This window comes from Janthinobacterium woesei (assembly GCF_051380875.1).
Lineage (GTDB): Bacteria > Pseudomonadota > Gammaproteobacteria > Burkholderiales > Burkholderiaceae_D > Janthinobacterium.
Genome location: NZ_JBNYXW010000002.1, coordinates 256989 through 273804, shown reverse-complemented (window position 1 = coordinate 273804; position 16816 = coordinate 256989). Strand labels below are relative to the sequence as shown.

Annotated in this window: 15 protein-coding genes; 1 reads left to right on the top strand and 14 read right to left on the bottom strand. The window is 59.7% G+C overall.

Going from position 1 to position 16816, the window contains the following annotated elements:
* Window positions 1–571 precede the first annotated feature (571 nt).
* The 4 genes from ACQ4W6_RS03000 to ppsA all read right to left on the bottom strand — a co-directional run bounded on the left by ACQ4W6_RS03000 (window position 572) and on the right by ppsA (window position 5238).
* On the bottom strand, window positions 572–1516 hold the full coding sequence (locus tag ACQ4W6_RS03000) for an SPFH domain-containing protein (RefSeq protein ID WP_436565700.1): 945 nt from the start codon (window positions 1514–1516) through the stop codon (window positions 572–574).
* A gap of 15 nt (window positions 1517–1531) precedes the next feature.
* Window positions 1532–1948 (bottom strand): NfeD family protein, encoded by a 417-nt coding sequence (locus tag ACQ4W6_RS02995; RefSeq protein WP_436565699.1) that lies wholly within the window; start codon window positions 1946–1948, stop codon window positions 1532–1534.
* Between the two features lie 175 nt (window positions 1949–2123).
* Window positions 2124–2621, bottom strand: coding sequence for a Dps family protein (locus ACQ4W6_RS02990; RefSeq protein WP_436565698.1), 498 nt, complete (start codon window positions 2619–2621; stop codon window positions 2124–2126).
* 166 nt (window positions 2622–2787) lie between these two features.
* Entirely contained in the window at window positions 2788–5238 is a 2451-nt protein-coding gene (gene ppsA, locus ACQ4W6_RS02985) for a phosphoenolpyruvate synthase (RefSeq protein ID WP_436565697.1), read from the bottom strand.
* Window positions 5239–5390: 152 nt separating this feature from the next.
* Between ppsA and ppsR the strand changes: the two genes are divergently transcribed.
* Window positions 5391–6239, top strand: a complete 849-nt coding sequence (gene ppsR / locus ACQ4W6_RS02980; RefSeq protein WP_436565696.1) for a posphoenolpyruvate synthetase regulatory kinase/phosphorylase PpsR — start codon at window positions 5391–5393, stop codon at window positions 6237–6239.
* Between the two features lie 63 nt (window positions 6240–6302).
* On the opposite strand, the gene ACQ4W6_RS02975 is transcribed toward ppsR, so the two are convergent.
* From ACQ4W6_RS02975 to ispC, 10 genes are all read right to left on the bottom strand, one after another.
* Complete coding sequence (locus ACQ4W6_RS02975; RefSeq protein WP_436565695.1) at window positions 6303–7085, bottom strand: TrmH family RNA methyltransferase; 783 nt, start codon at window positions 7083–7085, stop codon at window positions 6303–6305.
* A complete protein-coding gene (gene rnhB, locus ACQ4W6_RS02970; protein ID WP_436565694.1) occupies window positions 7082–7720 on the bottom strand; it encodes a ribonuclease HII in 639 nt (212 codons plus the stop codon). The genes ACQ4W6_RS02975 and rnhB overlap by 4 nt, the downstream gene beginning before the upstream one ends.
* A gap of 53 nt (window positions 7721–7773) precedes the next feature.
* Window positions 7774–8946, bottom strand: a complete 1173-nt coding sequence (gene lpxB, locus ACQ4W6_RS02965; RefSeq protein ID WP_436565693.1) for a lipid-A-disaccharide synthase — start codon at window positions 8944–8946, stop codon at window positions 7774–7776.
* The gene (gene lpxA, locus ACQ4W6_RS02960) at window positions 8930–9718 is read right to left on the bottom strand and encodes an acyl-ACP--UDP-N-acetylglucosamine O-acyltransferase (protein WP_436565692.1); all 789 of its coding nucleotides are present in this window, start codon (window positions 9716–9718) and stop codon (window positions 8930–8932) included. The genes lpxB and lpxA overlap by 17 nt, the downstream gene beginning before the upstream one ends.
* Window position 9719: 1 nt before the next feature.
* Window positions 9720–10202 carry a 3-hydroxyacyl-ACP dehydratase FabZ gene (gene fabZ / locus ACQ4W6_RS02955; RefSeq protein ID WP_436565691.1) on the bottom strand — a complete coding sequence of 161 codons (483 nt, stop codon included), beginning with the start codon at window positions 10200–10202 and terminating at the stop codon, window positions 9720–9722.
* Entirely contained in the window at window positions 10199–11254 is a 1056-nt protein-coding gene (lpxD, locus tag ACQ4W6_RS02950; RefSeq protein WP_436565690.1) for a UDP-3-O-(3-hydroxymyristoyl)glucosamine N-acyltransferase, read from the bottom strand. The genes fabZ and lpxD overlap by 4 nt, the downstream gene beginning before the upstream one ends.
* Before the next feature lie 25 nt (window positions 11255–11279).
* Entirely contained in the window at window positions 11280–11798 is a 519-nt protein-coding gene (locus tag ACQ4W6_RS02945; protein WP_436565689.1) for an OmpH/Skp family outer membrane protein, read from the bottom strand.
* A 52-nt stretch (window positions 11799–11850) separates the two neighbouring features.
* Window positions 11851–14187 (bottom strand): outer membrane protein assembly factor BamA, encoded by a 2337-nt coding sequence (bamA, locus tag ACQ4W6_RS02940; protein ID WP_436565688.1) that lies wholly within the window; start codon window positions 14185–14187, stop codon window positions 11851–11853.
* 82 nt (window positions 14188–14269) lie between these two features.
* Window positions 14270–15631 carry an RIP metalloprotease RseP gene (gene rseP / locus ACQ4W6_RS02935; RefSeq protein WP_436565687.1) on the bottom strand — a complete coding sequence of 454 codons (1362 nt, stop codon included), beginning with the start codon at window positions 15629–15631 and terminating at the stop codon, window positions 14270–14272.
* Window positions 15628–16812 (bottom strand): 1-deoxy-D-xylulose-5-phosphate reductoisomerase, encoded by a 1185-nt coding sequence (gene ispC, locus ACQ4W6_RS02930; protein ID WP_436565686.1) that lies wholly within the window; start codon window positions 16810–16812, stop codon window positions 15628–15630. Before ispC ends, rseP begins: the two co-directional genes overlap by 4 nt.
* Window positions 16813–16816: the final 4 nt, after the last annotated feature.

The window sequence follows — 16816 nt, the reverse complement described above, 5'->3', positions numbered from 1 at the left end:
TTAATATTTGATTGTTTTTTACAATTATTTTACTAAAAAACCTACTTTTGACGGCCTTGACGATGCAAGCCTTCAACTCCGCAAGGTTGCGCAGCACGCGGGTAGTCCCGCCCTTCTTCCTCACTTCATCTGATCGCCATTCAATGCAGCACCATGGCGCAGCATTTATTTTGCAGTACTTTTTTCATTAAAATTTATAGCACCAATAAAGTGCAATGCAAAAAAAAACACATTGGCGCAATACCATCGCAATCGCTTATCTGCTTCAAAGTGAACACGATGCCATCACCGTATATTTACCCGCCATACTTGCCTGGCATGGCCAGATGCCCCGGCTCCATTGGAAAACAAAAATAAGCACCGCACCAGGGTTGAATACCTGAAGCACGTACAGCATAGCATAAAGACAAAATATCCAACGTTCTCGATTCCACGCAGGATTTCCCTCGCCACAGCGACATAAGCAACATCAGCACGGCGCTCCAAATGCAAACTGCCCGCTATAAAGCGGGCAGTCTTCACTCTGAACTTGCCATGAAGTTACTATTAAATAACTAGTCAAGCCTGATACTCAGGGAATGACTACGCCGCTTTTCGGCTTCTGACTTTTCACTACCTGCATCGCCGTTGCAATCAACCCGCTCATGTCGCCCAGATTGGCCGGCACGATAATCGAATTATTTGTTTTTGCCAATTGCGCAAAGGCTCCAACATACTGCTCTGCAACTTTCAAATTGACGGCATCCTCGCCACCCGGTTCGCGAATGGCGGCACCCACCTGGCGCAACGCTTCGGCACTAGCCTGCGCCAGCGCCACGATGGCCGTGGCTTGCCCCTCGGCACGGTTGATGGACGCCTGCTTCTCGCCTTCCGAACGGGCGATCGCCGCTTCACGCTCGCCGGTGGCAATATTGATTTGCTCCTGCTTGCGCCCTTCCGATGCGGCGATCAGCGCGCGCTTTTCACGTTCAGCCGTAATCTGCGCCTGCATTGCATGCAGGATTTCCTTCGGCGGCGTCAAATCCTTGATTTCATAACGCAATACCTTCACGCCCCAATTGGCCGCCGATTCATCGATGGCATTCACAATGGCCGTGTTGATATGGTCGCGCTCTTCAAATGTCTTGTCGAGTTCCATCTTGCCGATGACCGAACGTAAGGTCGTTTGCGCCAGTTGCGTAATGGCGGCAATGTAATTCGACGAACCATACGAGGCGCGCATGGCATCGGTAATCTGGAAATACAGGATACCGTCCACCTGCAATTGCGTGTTGTCGCGGGTAATGCAGACCTGCGGCGGCACATCGAGCGGAATTTCCTTGAGTACGTGCTTGTAGGCGATGCGGTCAACAAAAGGCACGACAATATTCAAGCCGGGGCCCAGTACCGAGTGGAATTTACCCAGGCGTTCGACGACCCAGGCGTGCTGCTGCGGCACCACATTGACCGTCTTGAAGACAAAAACCAATGCCAGCAATAACAAGATCAGCGATACGTTTCCAATGCTTACTTCCATAATCTACTCTCCAGGTTATCCAACAATCAAATGGCTGCCACGCACGGCACGTATGGTGTAATGACCGGCCTGCGTATCGCTGCCGGGAATCAACTCCACATCCCACAAGGCGCCGCGATACATGACCCGCGCCGCGCCATCGACCCAATGCGTTACCGCAATGCTTTGGCCGATATCGAGATTCACATTCGGATCCTGGGCCGCATCGCGCCGCGACGCCTTGCCAAAACGGCTGCGCCGCAATAACAGGGTGGCCGCCACGCCGACAATAGCCGTCGTCACGGCTTGCCAGCTGCCATTTCCGCCCACCAGCGCCACCAATCCACCCGCACTGATGCCGATGGCGATCATCAGCAGATAAAACGTGCCCGTAAACAGTTCCAGGATCAATACCGCGCCAGCGGCCACGAACCAGCCTACCCATTCAGCCATGATGCCTCCATCCTTGTGAATCCGAAAATAAAAAACCCCGCAGCCTATATAAGCGACGGGGTTTAATGCGTAGTACTGCCTGATATTAATCTTGCCACACCTATATGCAAGCAGTCTAACGCAATTCCTGATGGCGTCAATAGCCAGCGGCGAATTAGCGCCGCCGGCCAGGCATTTACTCTTCCAGCAGGCTGCGCAGCATCCACGCCGTCTTTTCATGCAAATCCAGGCGCTGCGTGATCAGGTCGGCCGTCGGCTGGTCATTGGCTTTTTCCAGCAGCGGGAACAAACGGCGCGCCGTGCGCGCGGTTGCCTCCTGTGCGGAGACCAGATGGCTGACCATGTCCAGCGCCGGTGGCACGCCATCGATTTCCTTGATCGAGGCGAGCTTGACGAATTCCTTGTAGGTGCCCGGTGCCGGATAACCGAGGGCACGGATGCGCTCGGCGATCAGGTCGAGCGCACCCCATTGTTCCGTATATTGCGTCATGAACATCAAATGCAGGGTGTTGAACATCGGCCCCTTGACGTTCCAGTGAAAATTGTGGGTCATCAGGTACAGCGTGTAGCTGTCGGCGAGCAGGCCGGACAGGCCTTCCGCGATCTTCGCGCGGTCCGCTTCGGAAATGCCGATGTCGATCTTTGTAGCTTTGGTCAGTTTCTTGCTTGCCATGTGAACTCCCGTTTCAATGTATTGGTGGAATCATTTTAGCTGATCTGGCGCAAGCCCATCGAATACAGGCGTGCGCAACATGGTTATCTTCATTTATATTGATACAGGCATAAAAAAACCCGCTGCCAGGGCATGGCAGCGGGTTTTATGGGGCGAAAAAAGAAACTTACGCTTTCAGCGCAGCCAGTTTTTGCCAGGTATCAATCACCGAGTCGGGATTGAGCGACATCGATTCGATGCCCTGCTCCATCAGCCAGACGGCGAAGTCCGGATGGTCGGAAGGACCCTGGCCGCAGATGCCGATGTATTTACCGCGTGCCAGGCAAGCCTTGATGGCCAGCGACAGCAAAGCTTTCACGGCAGGGTCGCGCTCGTCGAAGTCGGCAGCCAGCAATTCCATGCCGGAATCGCGGTCCAGGCCCAGGGTCAGCTGGGTCAGGTCGTTCGAGCCGATCGAGAAGCCGTCGAAATGATCGAGGAACTGGTCGGCCAAAATGGCGTTCGACGGCACTTCGCACATCATGATGACGCGCAAGTCGTTTTCACCGCGCTTCAAGCCATTTTTCGCCAGCAGATCGATGACTTTCTCGGCCTGGCCCAGGGTACGCACGAATGGCACCATGATTTCCACGTTTGTCAGGCCCATGTCGTTGCGCACGCGTTTCATCGCTTCGCATTCCATGTTGAACGCTTCGGAGAAGTCGGCCGACAGGTAGCGCGCCGCGCCGCGGAAGCCCAGCATCGGGTTTTCTTCGTCCGGCTCGTAGCGCGAACCGCCAATCAGCTTCTTGTACTCGTTCGACTTGAAGTCGGACAGGCGCACGATGACTTTTTTCGGCCAGAACGCGGCGGCGATGGTGGCGATCCCTTCGGCCAGCTTGTCGATATAGAACGCTTTCGGCGAAGCGTGGCCACGGGCCACCGATTCCACGGCCTTCTTCAGGTCGGCATCGATGTTCGGGTATTCCAGGATCGCGAGCGGATGCACACCAATATTGTTATTGATGATGAATTCCAGGCGCGCCAGACCCACGCCGGCATTCGGCACGGACTGGAAATCGAACGCCAGCTGTGGATTACCCACGTTGAGCATGATCTTGGTATCGAGCTTCGGCAATTCGCCGCGCGACACTTCCGACACTTCCGTTTCCAGCAAGCCATCGTAGATCTTGCCTTCATCGCCTTCCGAGCAGACTACTGTCACGAACGTGCCATCTTTCAGCACATCGGTCGCGTCGCCGCAGCCAACCACGGCCGGCACGCCCAGTTCACGCGCGATAATTGCCGCGTGACAGGTACGACCGCCACGATTGGTGACGATGGCCGCCGCGCGCTTCATGACCGGCTCCCAGTTCGGGTCCGTCATGTCCGCTACCAGCACGTCGCCTGGCTGCACGCGTTCCATGTCGGCCGCGTCGTGAATCACGCGCACAGGGCCGGCGCCGATCTTCTGGCCAATGGCACGGCCAGAAGTCAACACGGTACCCGTGCTTTTCAGCTTGAAGCGCTCTTGCACGTCGGTCGCCTTTTGCTGCGACTTGACGGTTTCAGGACGCGCTTGCAGGATGTACAGCTTGCCGTCGCGGCCATCCTTGCCCCACTCGATATCCATCGGACGGCCGTAGTGGTTTTCGATGATGACGGCGTATTTCGCCAGTTCCACCACTTCGCTGTCGTTCAGCGAGTAGCGGTTGCGCATTTCGACGGGCACGTCGACGGTTTTCACGGAACGGCCAGCTTTCGCTTCGTTCGTAAATTCCATCTTCAGCAGCTTCGAGCCAATATTGCGGCGGATCACGGGCGACTTGCCTTTTTCCAGCATTGGCTTGTGCACATAGAACTCGTCGGGGTTGACGGCGCCCTGCACCACGGTTTCGCCCAGGCCATAACTGGAGGTGACGAACACCACGTCCTTGAAGCCCGATTCGGTGTCGATGGTAAACATCACGCCAGCGGCGCCAAGGTCGGAACGCACCATGCGCTGCACGCCAGCCGACAAGGCCACTTCGGCGTGGGTAAAGCCTTTGTGCACGCGATACGAGATGGCGCGGTCGTTGTACAGCGACGCAAACACCTGTTTCATTGCGTCGAGCACGTTGTCGATGCCGACCACGTTCAGGAAGGTTTCTTGCTGACCAGCAAAAGAAGCGTCCGGCAAGTCTTCGGCGGTAGCCGAGGAACGCACGGCAAACGACATTTCAGTGTCGGAGTCGGCCACCAGTTTGGTGTAGAACTGGTCGATTTCAGCGGCCAGGCGCGGCTGGAACGGCGTTTCCACGATCCACTGACGGATCTCGGCACCGGCTTGCGCCAGCGAACGCACGTCGTCTGTGTCCAGGCCTTCGAGGCGCTGGGCGATGCGTTCGGCCAGCGGCAAGCCGCCGTTGGCGCTATACGACAAGAAGTCGCGGAATGCCTGCGCCGTGGTGGCAAAGCCACCGGGCACGCGCACGCCAGCTTCGGCCAGCTGGCTGATCATCTCGCCTAGGGAGGCGTTCTTGCCGCCGACCGATTCAACATCCGTCATGCGCAAATGTTCGAACGCGGCGACGTAGACCGCGTCCAGATCTGCCTCCTGAACCTGTTTCTCCTGCTGTTGCAATGTTGCGTTGGTCATAATGACACCCTTACTGATGATAGAAATCTTTAGGCGCAGCGCACAGACAGTCTTCTTGTTATTCTTGGCGTCGTGCAGCACAATCATACCGTTCCAGCCATTTTACCTTGTGCGGCGCAAATTGACGACGCACAATCTTGATCCGAAGACCAATGACCCAAGAACCACGCCCCCCTCTGCCCCCCGCGGCCCGCACCGTTTTCTTCGTCTCTGACGGTACCGGCATCACCGCCGAGACCTTCGGCCATTCGGTGCTGACGCAATTCGAACTGCGCTTCCGCCAGATCCGCCTGCCCTTCATCGATACCATGGACAAGGCTTATGAGGCGGCGCGCAAGATCAACGAAGCCTTCGCCGCCGACGGCCAGAAGCCCATCATCTTTTCGACCCTGGTAAAAACCGACCTGTCGGCCGTGATCCGCAAGTCCAGCGGCATGCACATGGACCTGATCCAGACCTTCGTCGCCCCGCTGGAGCAGGAACTGGGCGTGAAGTCGACGCATACCATCGGCCGCTCGCACAATATCGTCGACAGCGAGGAATACAAGAACCGCATCGAGGCGATCAACTATTCGCTGGCACACGACGATGGGCAGTCGCACAAGAACCTGTCATCGGCCGATGTCATTCTGGTGGGTGTTTCCCGCTCTGGCAAGACCCCGACCAGCCTGTATCTGGCGATGCAGTACGGCATCAAAGCAGCCAATTATCCTTTGATTCCCGACGATTTCGAGCGCGACAAGCTGCCCACGGCCCTGTACGAATTTAAGAACAAAATTTTTGGATTGAGCATTACGCCCGAACGTTTGTCGGAAATACGCAACGAAAGACGCGCTGGCAGCAAGTATGCGGCGCTTGGGAATTGCCGCTACGAGGTCAATGAAGCAGAAAAAATGATGAAACGCGAGGGTATCCGCTGGCTGTCGTCGACCACCAAGTCGATCGAGGAAATCTCCACCACGATCCTGCAAGAGATCAAGCCAAACCGCCGCGAGTATTAAGCAAGGGGTCTGACCCTTCGGGTCATACCCCAGCTCTTGCTTTTGGGTTAACAGCAGCCCGAGTTACTGGTTCTGGCGCACCTGCTCGAAGAAACACACGGCGGCGCAGGCGGCCACGTTCAGGGACTCTATCTGGCCCAGGTGGGGAATGACCACCTGGTGCGTCGCCATCGACAGCAGATCGTCAGCGACGCCCTGCCCTTCGTGGCCGAACAGCCAGGCGACGCTCTGGCGCAGGTCGACATCGTACAAGCGCTGCGTGGCATAGCCGCTGGTGGCCAGGGTGGCCACCTTCGCGCCCGATACCAGCGCGGCCAGGTCGACGTTTTCAAAGATGTCGATGACAAAATGTGCGCCCATGGCGGCGCGCAGCACTTTCGGCGACCAGCAAAATGCCGTGCCGGCGCTGCAGTACACCTGCGTGATGCCGGCGGCGGCCGCGCTACGCAGGATCGATCCTACGTTGCCCGGGTCTTGCAGGTTATCGAGCAGCACGGCCGAGACGCTCAGCGGCTGCGTCACGGCGCGTTCGGGCGTCTCGATGAGGAACATCACGCCGACACCGTGTTCCACCTGGCTGACCGCGTTGTACAGCGCATCGGGCATGCCCAGTACGTGCGCGCGCTGGCTTTCCAGCTGGCCGACGATGTCTGCCACCTCCGGGTTCTGCAGCGCGCTCTCACTGACGATGCACTGCTCCGGCATGCCGCGCAGTTGCAGATACGACTGGCACAGATGCACGCCGTCGAGCAGGGTGCGGCCCGACTTGCGGCGCGCCTGCGAACTGCCCGCCAGCTTCAGCAAATCCTTGTATTGTGCGTTGTCGCGCGAGGTGATGGTCTTCATGCGGCCACCTCTTGCGCGCCAAACAGTGCGATCACATTACGCACAGGCGCGAACGAGCGGCGGTGCACGGGCGAGGCGCCGTGCAGATGCAGGCGTTCCAGGTGCAGCTTGGTGCCGTAGCCCTTGTGCTGGTCGAAACAGTACTCGGGATAGGCGGCGTGCAAATGCACGAGGGCTGCGTCGCGTGCCGTCTTGGCCAGGATCGAGGCGGCGGAAATCGAATCGACCTTGTCGTCGCCGCCCACGATCGCCATGCCGCGCACCAGCATCACGGGGCAGCGGTTGCCATCGATCAGCGCCAGTGTCGGCACGGTAGCCAGCGCCTCGACGGCGCGGCGCATGGCCAGCATCGATGCCTGCAGGATGTTCAGGCGGTCGATTTCCTCTTCCGACGCTTCGGCAATGGCCCAGGCCAGGGCCTTGGCCTTGATCTGCGGCGCCAGCAAGTCGCGCTTCGCTTCGGTGAGTTTTTTAGAGTCGCGCAAGCCGTCGATCGGCTGGTTCGGATCGAGAATCACGGCGGCGGCGAAGACCGGGCCGGCCAGCGGACCGCGCCCTGCCTCGTCGACGCCGCAGATGATTTCATCGAGCGAGAATGGCAAGTCGTCAAACAGGCCGGGATAGATATTTTTCACGTTGAATCTTTGGTTGGAACTGCAATTGAAACGGTGTTCTGCTTACTTTCTGCTTACTTGTTGGCGGCAATGACCTGCATCACCGCGTTGGCACTGTCGCGCGCACTGTCGCGCAGCAGGCTGTGGTGCATGTCCGTGAAGCGCTGCACCAGGCGCAAACGCCCCGGCACGTCGTTCAGTTGCTGCCACACGGCTTCGGCCAACGCTTCCGGGCTGGCCGCGTTTTGCAGCAACTCGGGCACCAGGTAATCGCGTGCCAGGATGTTCGGCAAACCTATCCACGGCTGGTAGCCCATGTGGCGCATGATTTCCCACGAGGCGCGCATCATCTTGTAGGCAATCACCATGGGCTTCTTGTACAGCGCGACTTCCAGCGAAGCCGTGCCGGACGCCACCAGCACCGCATCGGCGGCGCAGATGGCCGTGTGCGAGCCACCATCGGTGAGCAAAATGTCGACGTCCTGCAAGCCAGCTTCCGCAATCAGCTGCAGGAAGTACTGGCGCTGCTTTTCACCGGCCATGGGCGCGACGAAACGCAGCGAACGGTCACGCGCCGCTAGCTGCTTGCAGGCGGCCACGAAAGCCACCGTGTTGTATTTGAGTTCGCCCATGCGGCTGCCCGGCATCAGGGTCACCACGTTGGCGTCGTCAAGCAAGCCCAGAGTGCGCCGCGCGGCCGCCTCGTCGGGCTGCAGGGGGATCATTTCGGCCAGCGGATGGCCCACGTACGTGACGGGCACGCCCGCCTTGCGGTAAATCTCTTCCTCGAACGGGAAGATCACCAGCATGTGCGAGACGGCCTTGATGATTTTCTTGATGCGTCCACCGCGCCAGGCCCAGATCTGCGGCCCGATGTAATGCACGGTGGGGATGCCGGCCGCCTTCAGCTGCATTTCCAGTCCCAGGTTGAAACCGGGATAGTCGGCGCCGATGAAGACGGCGGGCCGCTCAAGCAGCAACTGGTCGCGCAGCGCGTTCTGGATACCCTTGATCTCGCGGTAGCGGGGAATGATCTCGAACAAGCCGCGCACTGTCAGCTTGTCCAGCGACCAGTCGGAAACAAAGCCCTGTTTGGCCATGTGCTCGCCACCGATGCCGTGGAAACGCGCACCGGGCAGCTGCGGCACGAGGCCGGACAGCAACCTGCTGGCCAGCAGGTCGCCCGATACCTCGCCGGCGACGATGGCGACCGACAGGTCGCCTGCCTGGTCAGCGGACGATGCCACGCGAGGCCACGCCAAGGAATTCGCGCATGGCGCGAATGTGCGGCGCCGCTTCCGGCGCAGCCACTTCTTCTTCGAACAGGGCTGCCTTGGCTTCTTCCAGGGTCAGTCCCGAGCGGTAAATCAGCTTGTAGGCGGTGCGGATGCCGTTGATCTGCTCGCGCGTAAAGCCACGCCGCTTCAAGCCTTCGATATTCACGCCATGCGCCTGCGCCGGATTGCCACTCAGGAGCACGAATGGCGGCACGTCCTGCGTCAGGCTGGTGCTCATGCCCACGAAAGCATGCGCGCCAATCTTGCAAAACTGGTGCACATTGGCGAAACCGCTCATAATGACCCAGTCGCCGATCTCCACGTGGCCCGCCAACTGGGCGTTGTTTGAAAAAATCGTGTTATTGCCAATCAGGCAATCGTGCGCCAGGTGCACATACGCCGAGATCCAGTTGTCATTGCCCAGACGCGTCACGCCGCCACCCTGCACCGTGCCGGTGTTGAAGGTACAAAATTCGCGAATCGTGTTGCGGTCGCCGATTTCCAGGCGCGTCGCCTCACCGGCCCATTTTTTGTCCTGCGGCTGCGCGCCGATGGATGAAAACTGGAACAGGTGGTTGTCCGCGCCTATCGTCGTATGACCGTCGATCACCACATGCGGACCGACCTTGGTGCCGGCGCCGATGCGCACGTGCGGACCGATGACGGAATACGGACCCACCTCGACCGAGCTGTCGAGCTCGGCCTTCGGATCAATCACTGCCGTAGAGTGGATGGCCGCCATGTTACCGCCCCGCTGGCTGGCTCGCGTCGAGCGTGCTGCGGATGGTGCACATCAGTTCCGCTTCCAGCGCCACTTTGCCGTCGACCGAGCCGACAGCCTTGTATTTCCAGATGCCGCGCGAGACGCGCAGGATTTCCACGTCCATCTTCAGCTGGTCGCCCGGTTCGACAGGACGCTTGAAGCGCGCATTGTCGATGCCGACAAAATACACTACCGAGTTTTCATCGGGTTTCACGCCCATCGTCAGGAACGACAGCAAGGCCGCCGTTTGCGCCAGCGCTTCGATCATCAGCACGCCGGGCATGACTGGCTTGTGCGGGAAATGGCCCTGGAAGAACTCTTCGTTGACCGTCACGTTCTTGATGGCGGTGATGGATTTGTTCGCTTCCCAGTCCAGCACGCGGTCAACCAGCAGCAGCGGATAGCGGTGCGGCAGCAGCGATTTGATGGCCAGGATGTCGAGGGTCTTTTTTTCAGTAGTCATTTTTCGTCTTGCGTGGTCAGTGTTTTAATTGTTTTTTCAAGCGCGCGGATTTTTTCGCGCATGCTTGACAGGTTGCGCACGATGGCGGCGCTCTTTTCCCAGTCGGCGTTCTTGGCCAGCGGGTAGAATCCCGTGTACTGGCCCGGTTCAAGAATCGAACGCGAGACCATGCTGCCCGACCCGACGTGGACGCGGTCGGTGATCGTCAGGTGGCCCAGCACCATGGCGGCGCCGCCAAAAGTGCAGTATTTGCCGATGATGGCGCTGCCCGCCACGCCGACGCAGCCGGCCATGGCCGTGTGCGCGCCGATATGGCAGTTGTGGCCAATCTGGATCTGGTTGTCCAGCTTGACGCCGTCTTCGATGATGGTGTCGGCCAGTGCGCCGCGGTCGACGGTGGTGTTGGCGCCGATATCGACATCGTCACCGATCACTACCCTGCCCGTTTGCGGAATTTTGATATACACGCCGCCTTCGTTGGCGAAGCCAAAACCATCGGTGCCGATCACGGCGCCCGAATGGATGATGCCGCGCTGGCCGATCACGCAGCGCGCGTGGAAGGTCACGTTGGCGAACAACTGGGTGCCGGCGCCGATCACCGCATCGCGGCCCACTACGCAGCCGGCGCCAATGCTGCAGCCGGCGCCAATGACGGCGCCCGCCTCGATCACCGCATGCACGCCGATGGAAGCGCTGGCGTCCACCTGCGCGCTGGCGTCGACAAAGGCGCTCGGATGGATGCCTACTGGGGCCTTGATTTCATGCAGGGCGGCGAAAAACTGCGCCGCGCGCGCGAAATACACATAGGGATTCGGTGTGACGATACGCGCGCCGGCGTAGTCAAAGCCGATCAGCGCAGCGTCGGCCGGCGTCAGGATCAGCGCGGCAGCGCCACTTTGCGCCGCCTGTGCGCGAAATTTACTATTGCTGAGAAAGCTGATGTGCGAAGCGCCGGCGTCGGCCAGCGGTGCGATACCCGTTACTTCCAGGTTGGGATCGCCCGCCAACTGTCCGCCGAAGCGTTCGACCAAGTCTCCTAGTCGAGTGCCCATCTTGATAACCTTTATTCTGTTGCTGTTACTTGTCCAGCGCCTTCAAGACCTTGTCGGTGATGTCGATGCGCGGGCTGGCCCACAGGGCTTCCTGCAGCACGATGTCATATCCTTCGATATGCGCCAGCTGCTGGATGATGGTATTGGCTTTTTCCGCGATGGCGCTGCGCTCTTCATTCGTGCGCTGGTTCAGGTCTTCGCGAAATTCACGCTGCAGGCGCTGCAATCCCTTGTCCAGCTCGAAAAAATCGCGCTGGCGCTTGCCACGCTCCGCCTCGCTCAGGGTCGGCATGTCCTTTTCCAGGGCCTCGTTGGCCACCTTGAGACGGGCAGCCAGTTCCTGCACGGCTTTTTCACGCGAGCGGAACTCTTCGGCCAGCTTGGCGCTGGCCAGCTTGGCCAGCCTCGATTCGTTATAAATACGTTCGCTGCTGATCCAGGCGATTTTCGACTCCTGAGCCTGCGCCTGCACCGGCAACAGCGAACTCCAGCACAATGCAATCATGGCAAGGGTCTTGGGCAGGGTAGCGGATGCGGTGTTCATGATACTCCATGGTCAAAAAGTGAAAGCTGGCGCCTGGTTCGGGTGAGCCCGGTCAGAAACCGGTACCCATCTGGAACTGGAAACGCTCCAGGCGGTCCGTCGGCTTGGCGTTCAGCGGCTTGGCATAGCTCAGCTTGAGCGGGCCCACCGGTGAAATCCAGCTGATCCCCAAGCCAGCAGAATAGCGCAATTGCGAGATCCGCATCTTTTCGCCTTCCTGGTAAACCTGACCGCCGTCAAGGAAACCGAACCAGCGCAGGCTGCGGTCATTGCCCGAACCGGGGAATGGCATCTGCAGTTCTGCATTGCCGATCAGGCGCGAAGCGCCGCCCAAGGCATCGTTGGTGGACGGTTCGACCGCGCCCAGCGAGGAACTCAGGTAGCCGCGCACCGAACCGATACCGCCGCCGTAGAAGTTCTTGAAGACAGGATAGACGTGGTTGCCGATACCATGGCCGTAATCGAGTTCGCCCTTCAGCGCCAGGGTGACCTTGCTGAACAACGGACGGAAATACTGGTGCTCATAGATGGCACGGAAGTATTTCTGGTTGCCGATCAGGTCAGCCTCCAGGTTGATGCGCTGGTAGCGGCCGACCGATGGCGTCAGGGCACTGTCGCGGCTATCGCGCTGCCATGCCGCCGTCAGCGGGATCGAGTTGGTGGTGGCCGTACCGATACCGTCGGATGGGCCGCCGTTATCGATCACATACTGTTTGAAACGCACCGGGCTGGTGATATCGGTTTCGATTTGCGAGCGCTCGGCGCCGATGCCGAAGAAGATGGTGTCGACTTCCGAGAACGGCACGCCGAAGCTGACGCGGCCACCCGTTTGCTTGATCTTGTAGCTGCCGATGTTGAGCGCCGGCGGTTCCGTCGTGCGCAGGTAGATTTCGAAGCTGCGCGAGATGCCGTCGTCCGTGTAGTACGGATTGGTCTGCGAAAACGCGATGGTGCGGCTGTAATGGCTGGTATTGAGTTCAATCCCCACCGTGTTGCCGCTACCGGCAAAGTTGGCCTGCGAAATCGAGGCCGACAGCGTAAATTTCTCTGATTGCGAGAAGGCGCCGCCGATCAGGAAATTACCGGTCGGTTTTTCCACTACCGTCACGTTGACGTCAACCTGGTCGGTCGTGCCCTGCGCTTCCGGCGTGTCGATGGTCACGTCCTTGAAGTAGCCCAGGCGGTCGACACGGTCGCGCGACAGCTTGATCTTGTTGCTGTCGTACCAGGACGATTCGAACTGGCGGAATTCGCGGCGGATGACTTCATCGCGCGTGGTGGTGTTGCCAGCGATGTTCATGTGGCGCACGTAGACGCGCTTGCCCGGATCGATGAAGAAGGTGAATGCCACTTCATGCTTTTCGCGGTTGATCTCGGGATTGGCGTTGACGTTGGCAAAGGCGTAGCCGAACGTGGCCAGGCGGTCCTGGATGCGCTTGTTGGTCGCCGTCAGGCGCGCGCCCGAATAGATCTCGCCTTCGCGCATCAGGTTCAGGGCTTTCAGCTCTTCTTCGCGGCCGAACATTTCGCCTTCGAACTTGGTGCCGGAGACTTTGTATTTCTCGCCTTCGGTGATGTTGATGGTCAAATAAATGTCTTTTTTATCGGGCGTGATGGAGACCTGGGTCGAATCGACCTGCATCTCAATATAGCCGCGATCGAGGTAGTACGACTTGAGCGATTCAATATCGCCCGTCAGTTTGGTCTTCGAATACTGGTCCGCCTTGGTGTACCAGCTGAACCAGCCGCCCGTGTTCAGGGCCAGCTGCTCGCGCAGTTCCTTGTCCGAGAAAGCCTTGTTGCCAACGATGTTGATCTGCTTGATGCGGGCCACGTCGCCCTCGTCGACGGCGAACACCACATTGACGCGGTTGCGCTCGATCGGCGTGACGGTGGTGGTGATCTTGACGCCGTACAGGCCATGCGACAGGTACTGGCGCTTGAGCTCCTGCTCCGCGCGGTCGACCGAGGCCTTGTCGAAAATCTTGGCTTCACCGACGCCAATTTCCTTCAAAGCCTTGACCAGCACGTCTTTTTCAAATTCCTTGGTGCCGGTAAATTCCACGCTAGCGATGGCCGGGCGTTCCTCGACCAGCACCACCAACACGTCGCCATCGACTTCCAGGCGCACGTCCTTGAACATGCCCGTCGCATACAGGGCCTTGATGGCGGCAATACTCTTCTCGTCGGAGAACGTCTCGCCGACCCGCACCGGCAGGTAAGCGAAAACGGTGCCCGCCTCGGTACGCTGGATCCCTTCGACCCGGATGTCCTTGACGGTGAACGGCTGGACGGCCAGCGCGTGGCCGGCACAGAAGGCCATAACGGCAGCGCCGATCAGGCTGCGGCGAAAGGAAGGCAAGACAAAACGAGCAGAATGTAATTTCATTGGGGTTATTCAATGGTAAATCAATGGACAACATACACAAAAGATTGCTTGTGCGACTCACTCAATGGCATCAACCATCGCCTTAATTAAGCAGCCGCAATACGTCATTAAAGACGGCAAGCACCATCAAGGTCAGCAACAGACCGATCCCCAGGCGTTGGGCAATCTCGCCTACGCGTTCCGGCACGGGGCGTCCGGTCAAAACTTCCAGCGAATAATACAGCAAATGCCCGCCATCCAGAACAGGAATGGGTAGCAAATTCATCACGCCCAGACTGATACTGATGAAGGCGATGAAGCTCAGGTAGCTTACCAGGCCAATGCGCGCCGTCTGGCCCGCGTAATCGGCAATGGTAATGGGCCCTGTCACATTCTTCAGCGAAACCTGGCCGGTAATCATTTTACCCAGCATTTTCAGGCTCATCACGCTGGTATCCCAGACCTTGGTGGACGCCTTGCCCACCGCGGCGAACGGGTCCGATGCCACAACGATCATATCCGGCACCTGGCCCAGTTTCGCCTGGATCTTACCAACTGTTACAGCTCCCTCTGGCCCGGCACCCGGCACGGCTTGCGGCGTGATGGGCAGGGTCAAATCCTGTCCCTGGCGCAAAAGTTGCAATTGCAAGGTCTGCCCCGGTGCCCGGCTCAGGGTAGCGATGATGGCCGCCACGTCATGCATGGGCTTGCCGTCGATGGCCAGGATCTCGTCGCCCTTCTGCAAACCGGCGCGCTCGGCAGCGCCACCGGGCAGGATTTCCATCATGGTGGGCGCCGAACGGGCCAGGGTCAGGCCCAGCTTACCCAGTACGTCGCCTTCCAGGTCCGTTTCCGTCACGCTGGCCGTCGGCAAGGTCGCTTCCTGCATGCCGCGGTCAAAACGGCGCACATCGATGCGCGCCGGCTGCTTGTCGAGGGCGGCCTGGATCAGCTCCCAGCGCAGGTCGGACCAGCTGGCCACGGCCTTGCCATTGACCGATTCGACGATATCGCCACTGCGCAAGCCGGCCGTGTAGGCAGCCGTCTCTTCGGCAACAGGGCCGAGTTTGCTCGACGGCTCTTCGATGCCATACATGAACAGGCCCGCGTACAGCACGATGGCGACGAGGAAATTGGCCAGCGGACCGGCAGCGACGATGGCAATGCGGCGCCACACGCTCTGGCGCGTGAATTCACGGCGCAATTCATCTTCCGGCAAGTCACTGAGGTCTTGCGCGCGGCTGTCGAGCATGCTCACATAGCCGCCCAGCGGCAGCGCGGAAATGGCCCATTCCGTCTGATCCTTGCCAAACTTGCGCGAATACACCACTTTACCCATGCCGATGGAAAAGCGCAGCACTTTCACGCCGCACCAGCGCGCCACCAGGTAGTGGCCCAGTTCGTGCAAGGTGACCAGCGAACCCAGCGCGACGATAAACGCCAGCAAGGTGGTAATGAGCGTCATGCGGCCAGCCTGGTGGCGATATACGCCTGTGCCGCCGATCTGGCCAGGCGGTCCTGCTCCATCACTGCCTCGATGCTGGAGGCAGCGCCGTGCGGCACCGTTTCGATCACGTGCGCGATGACGCGGTCGATCTGGCGGAAGCCTATCTGTTCGTCGAGGAAGGCTTGCACGGCCACTTCATTGGCCGCGTTCAACAGGGCCGGCGCCGTGCCGCCCGCGCGCAAGGCGTCAAACGCCAGTGCCAGGCAAGGGAAACGGCGCAAATCGGGGCGTTCGAACTGCAAGGTGGCCACTTGCGCCAGATCAAGCTGCGCCACGCCGGAATCGATACGCCGTGGATACGCCAGCGCATGTGCGATCGGCGTGCGCATGTCCGGGTTGCCCAGCTGTGCCAGCACGGAACCGTCGATGTACGAGACCATCGAATGGATCACGCTTTGCGGGTGGATCAGCACCTCGATCTGCTCGGCCGGCGCGCCGAACAGCCAGTGCGCCTCGATCACTTCCAGGCCCTTGTTCATCATGGTGGCCGAATCGACGGAAATCTTACGCCCCATGGCCCAGGTCGGATGCTTGCAAGCCTGCTCCGGCGTCACGCTGTCGAGGGTCGCGACGTCGCGCGTGAGGAACGGGCCGCCAGAAGCCGTCAGCACGATCTTCGCCACGCCGGCGGCGCCCGGCGCGCGGCCGTAGGCGTGCGGCAGGCACTGGAAGATGGCATTGTGCTCGCTGTCGATGGGCAGCAGCACGGCGCCATTGTCGTGCACGGCGTCGATGAACAGCTGGCCGGACATGACCAGCGCTTCCTTATTGGCCAGCAACACTTTCTTGCCGGCGCGCGCAGCAGCCAGGGTCGGCGCCAGGCCGGCGGCGCCGACGATGGCTGCCATCACGCCCGTCACTTGCGGCGCGCTGGCGATGGCGCACAAAGCCTCCACGCCGTAGTCGACTTCGGTAGACACGCCCTGCCCGCGCAGCAAACGCGTCAGTTCAAGGGCGGCGGCGGCCGTGGCGACAACGGCGCGCTGCGGACGGAACTGCAGGCATAGTGCAGCCAGCTCGGCTACACGGGTATGCGCGCTCAGCGCATAGACGCTGTATTGCTCAGGATGGCGCGCGAGCACGTCCAGTGTGGACACGCCGATCGAGCCGGTCGCGCCAAGGATGGTGATGTATTGCATGAGT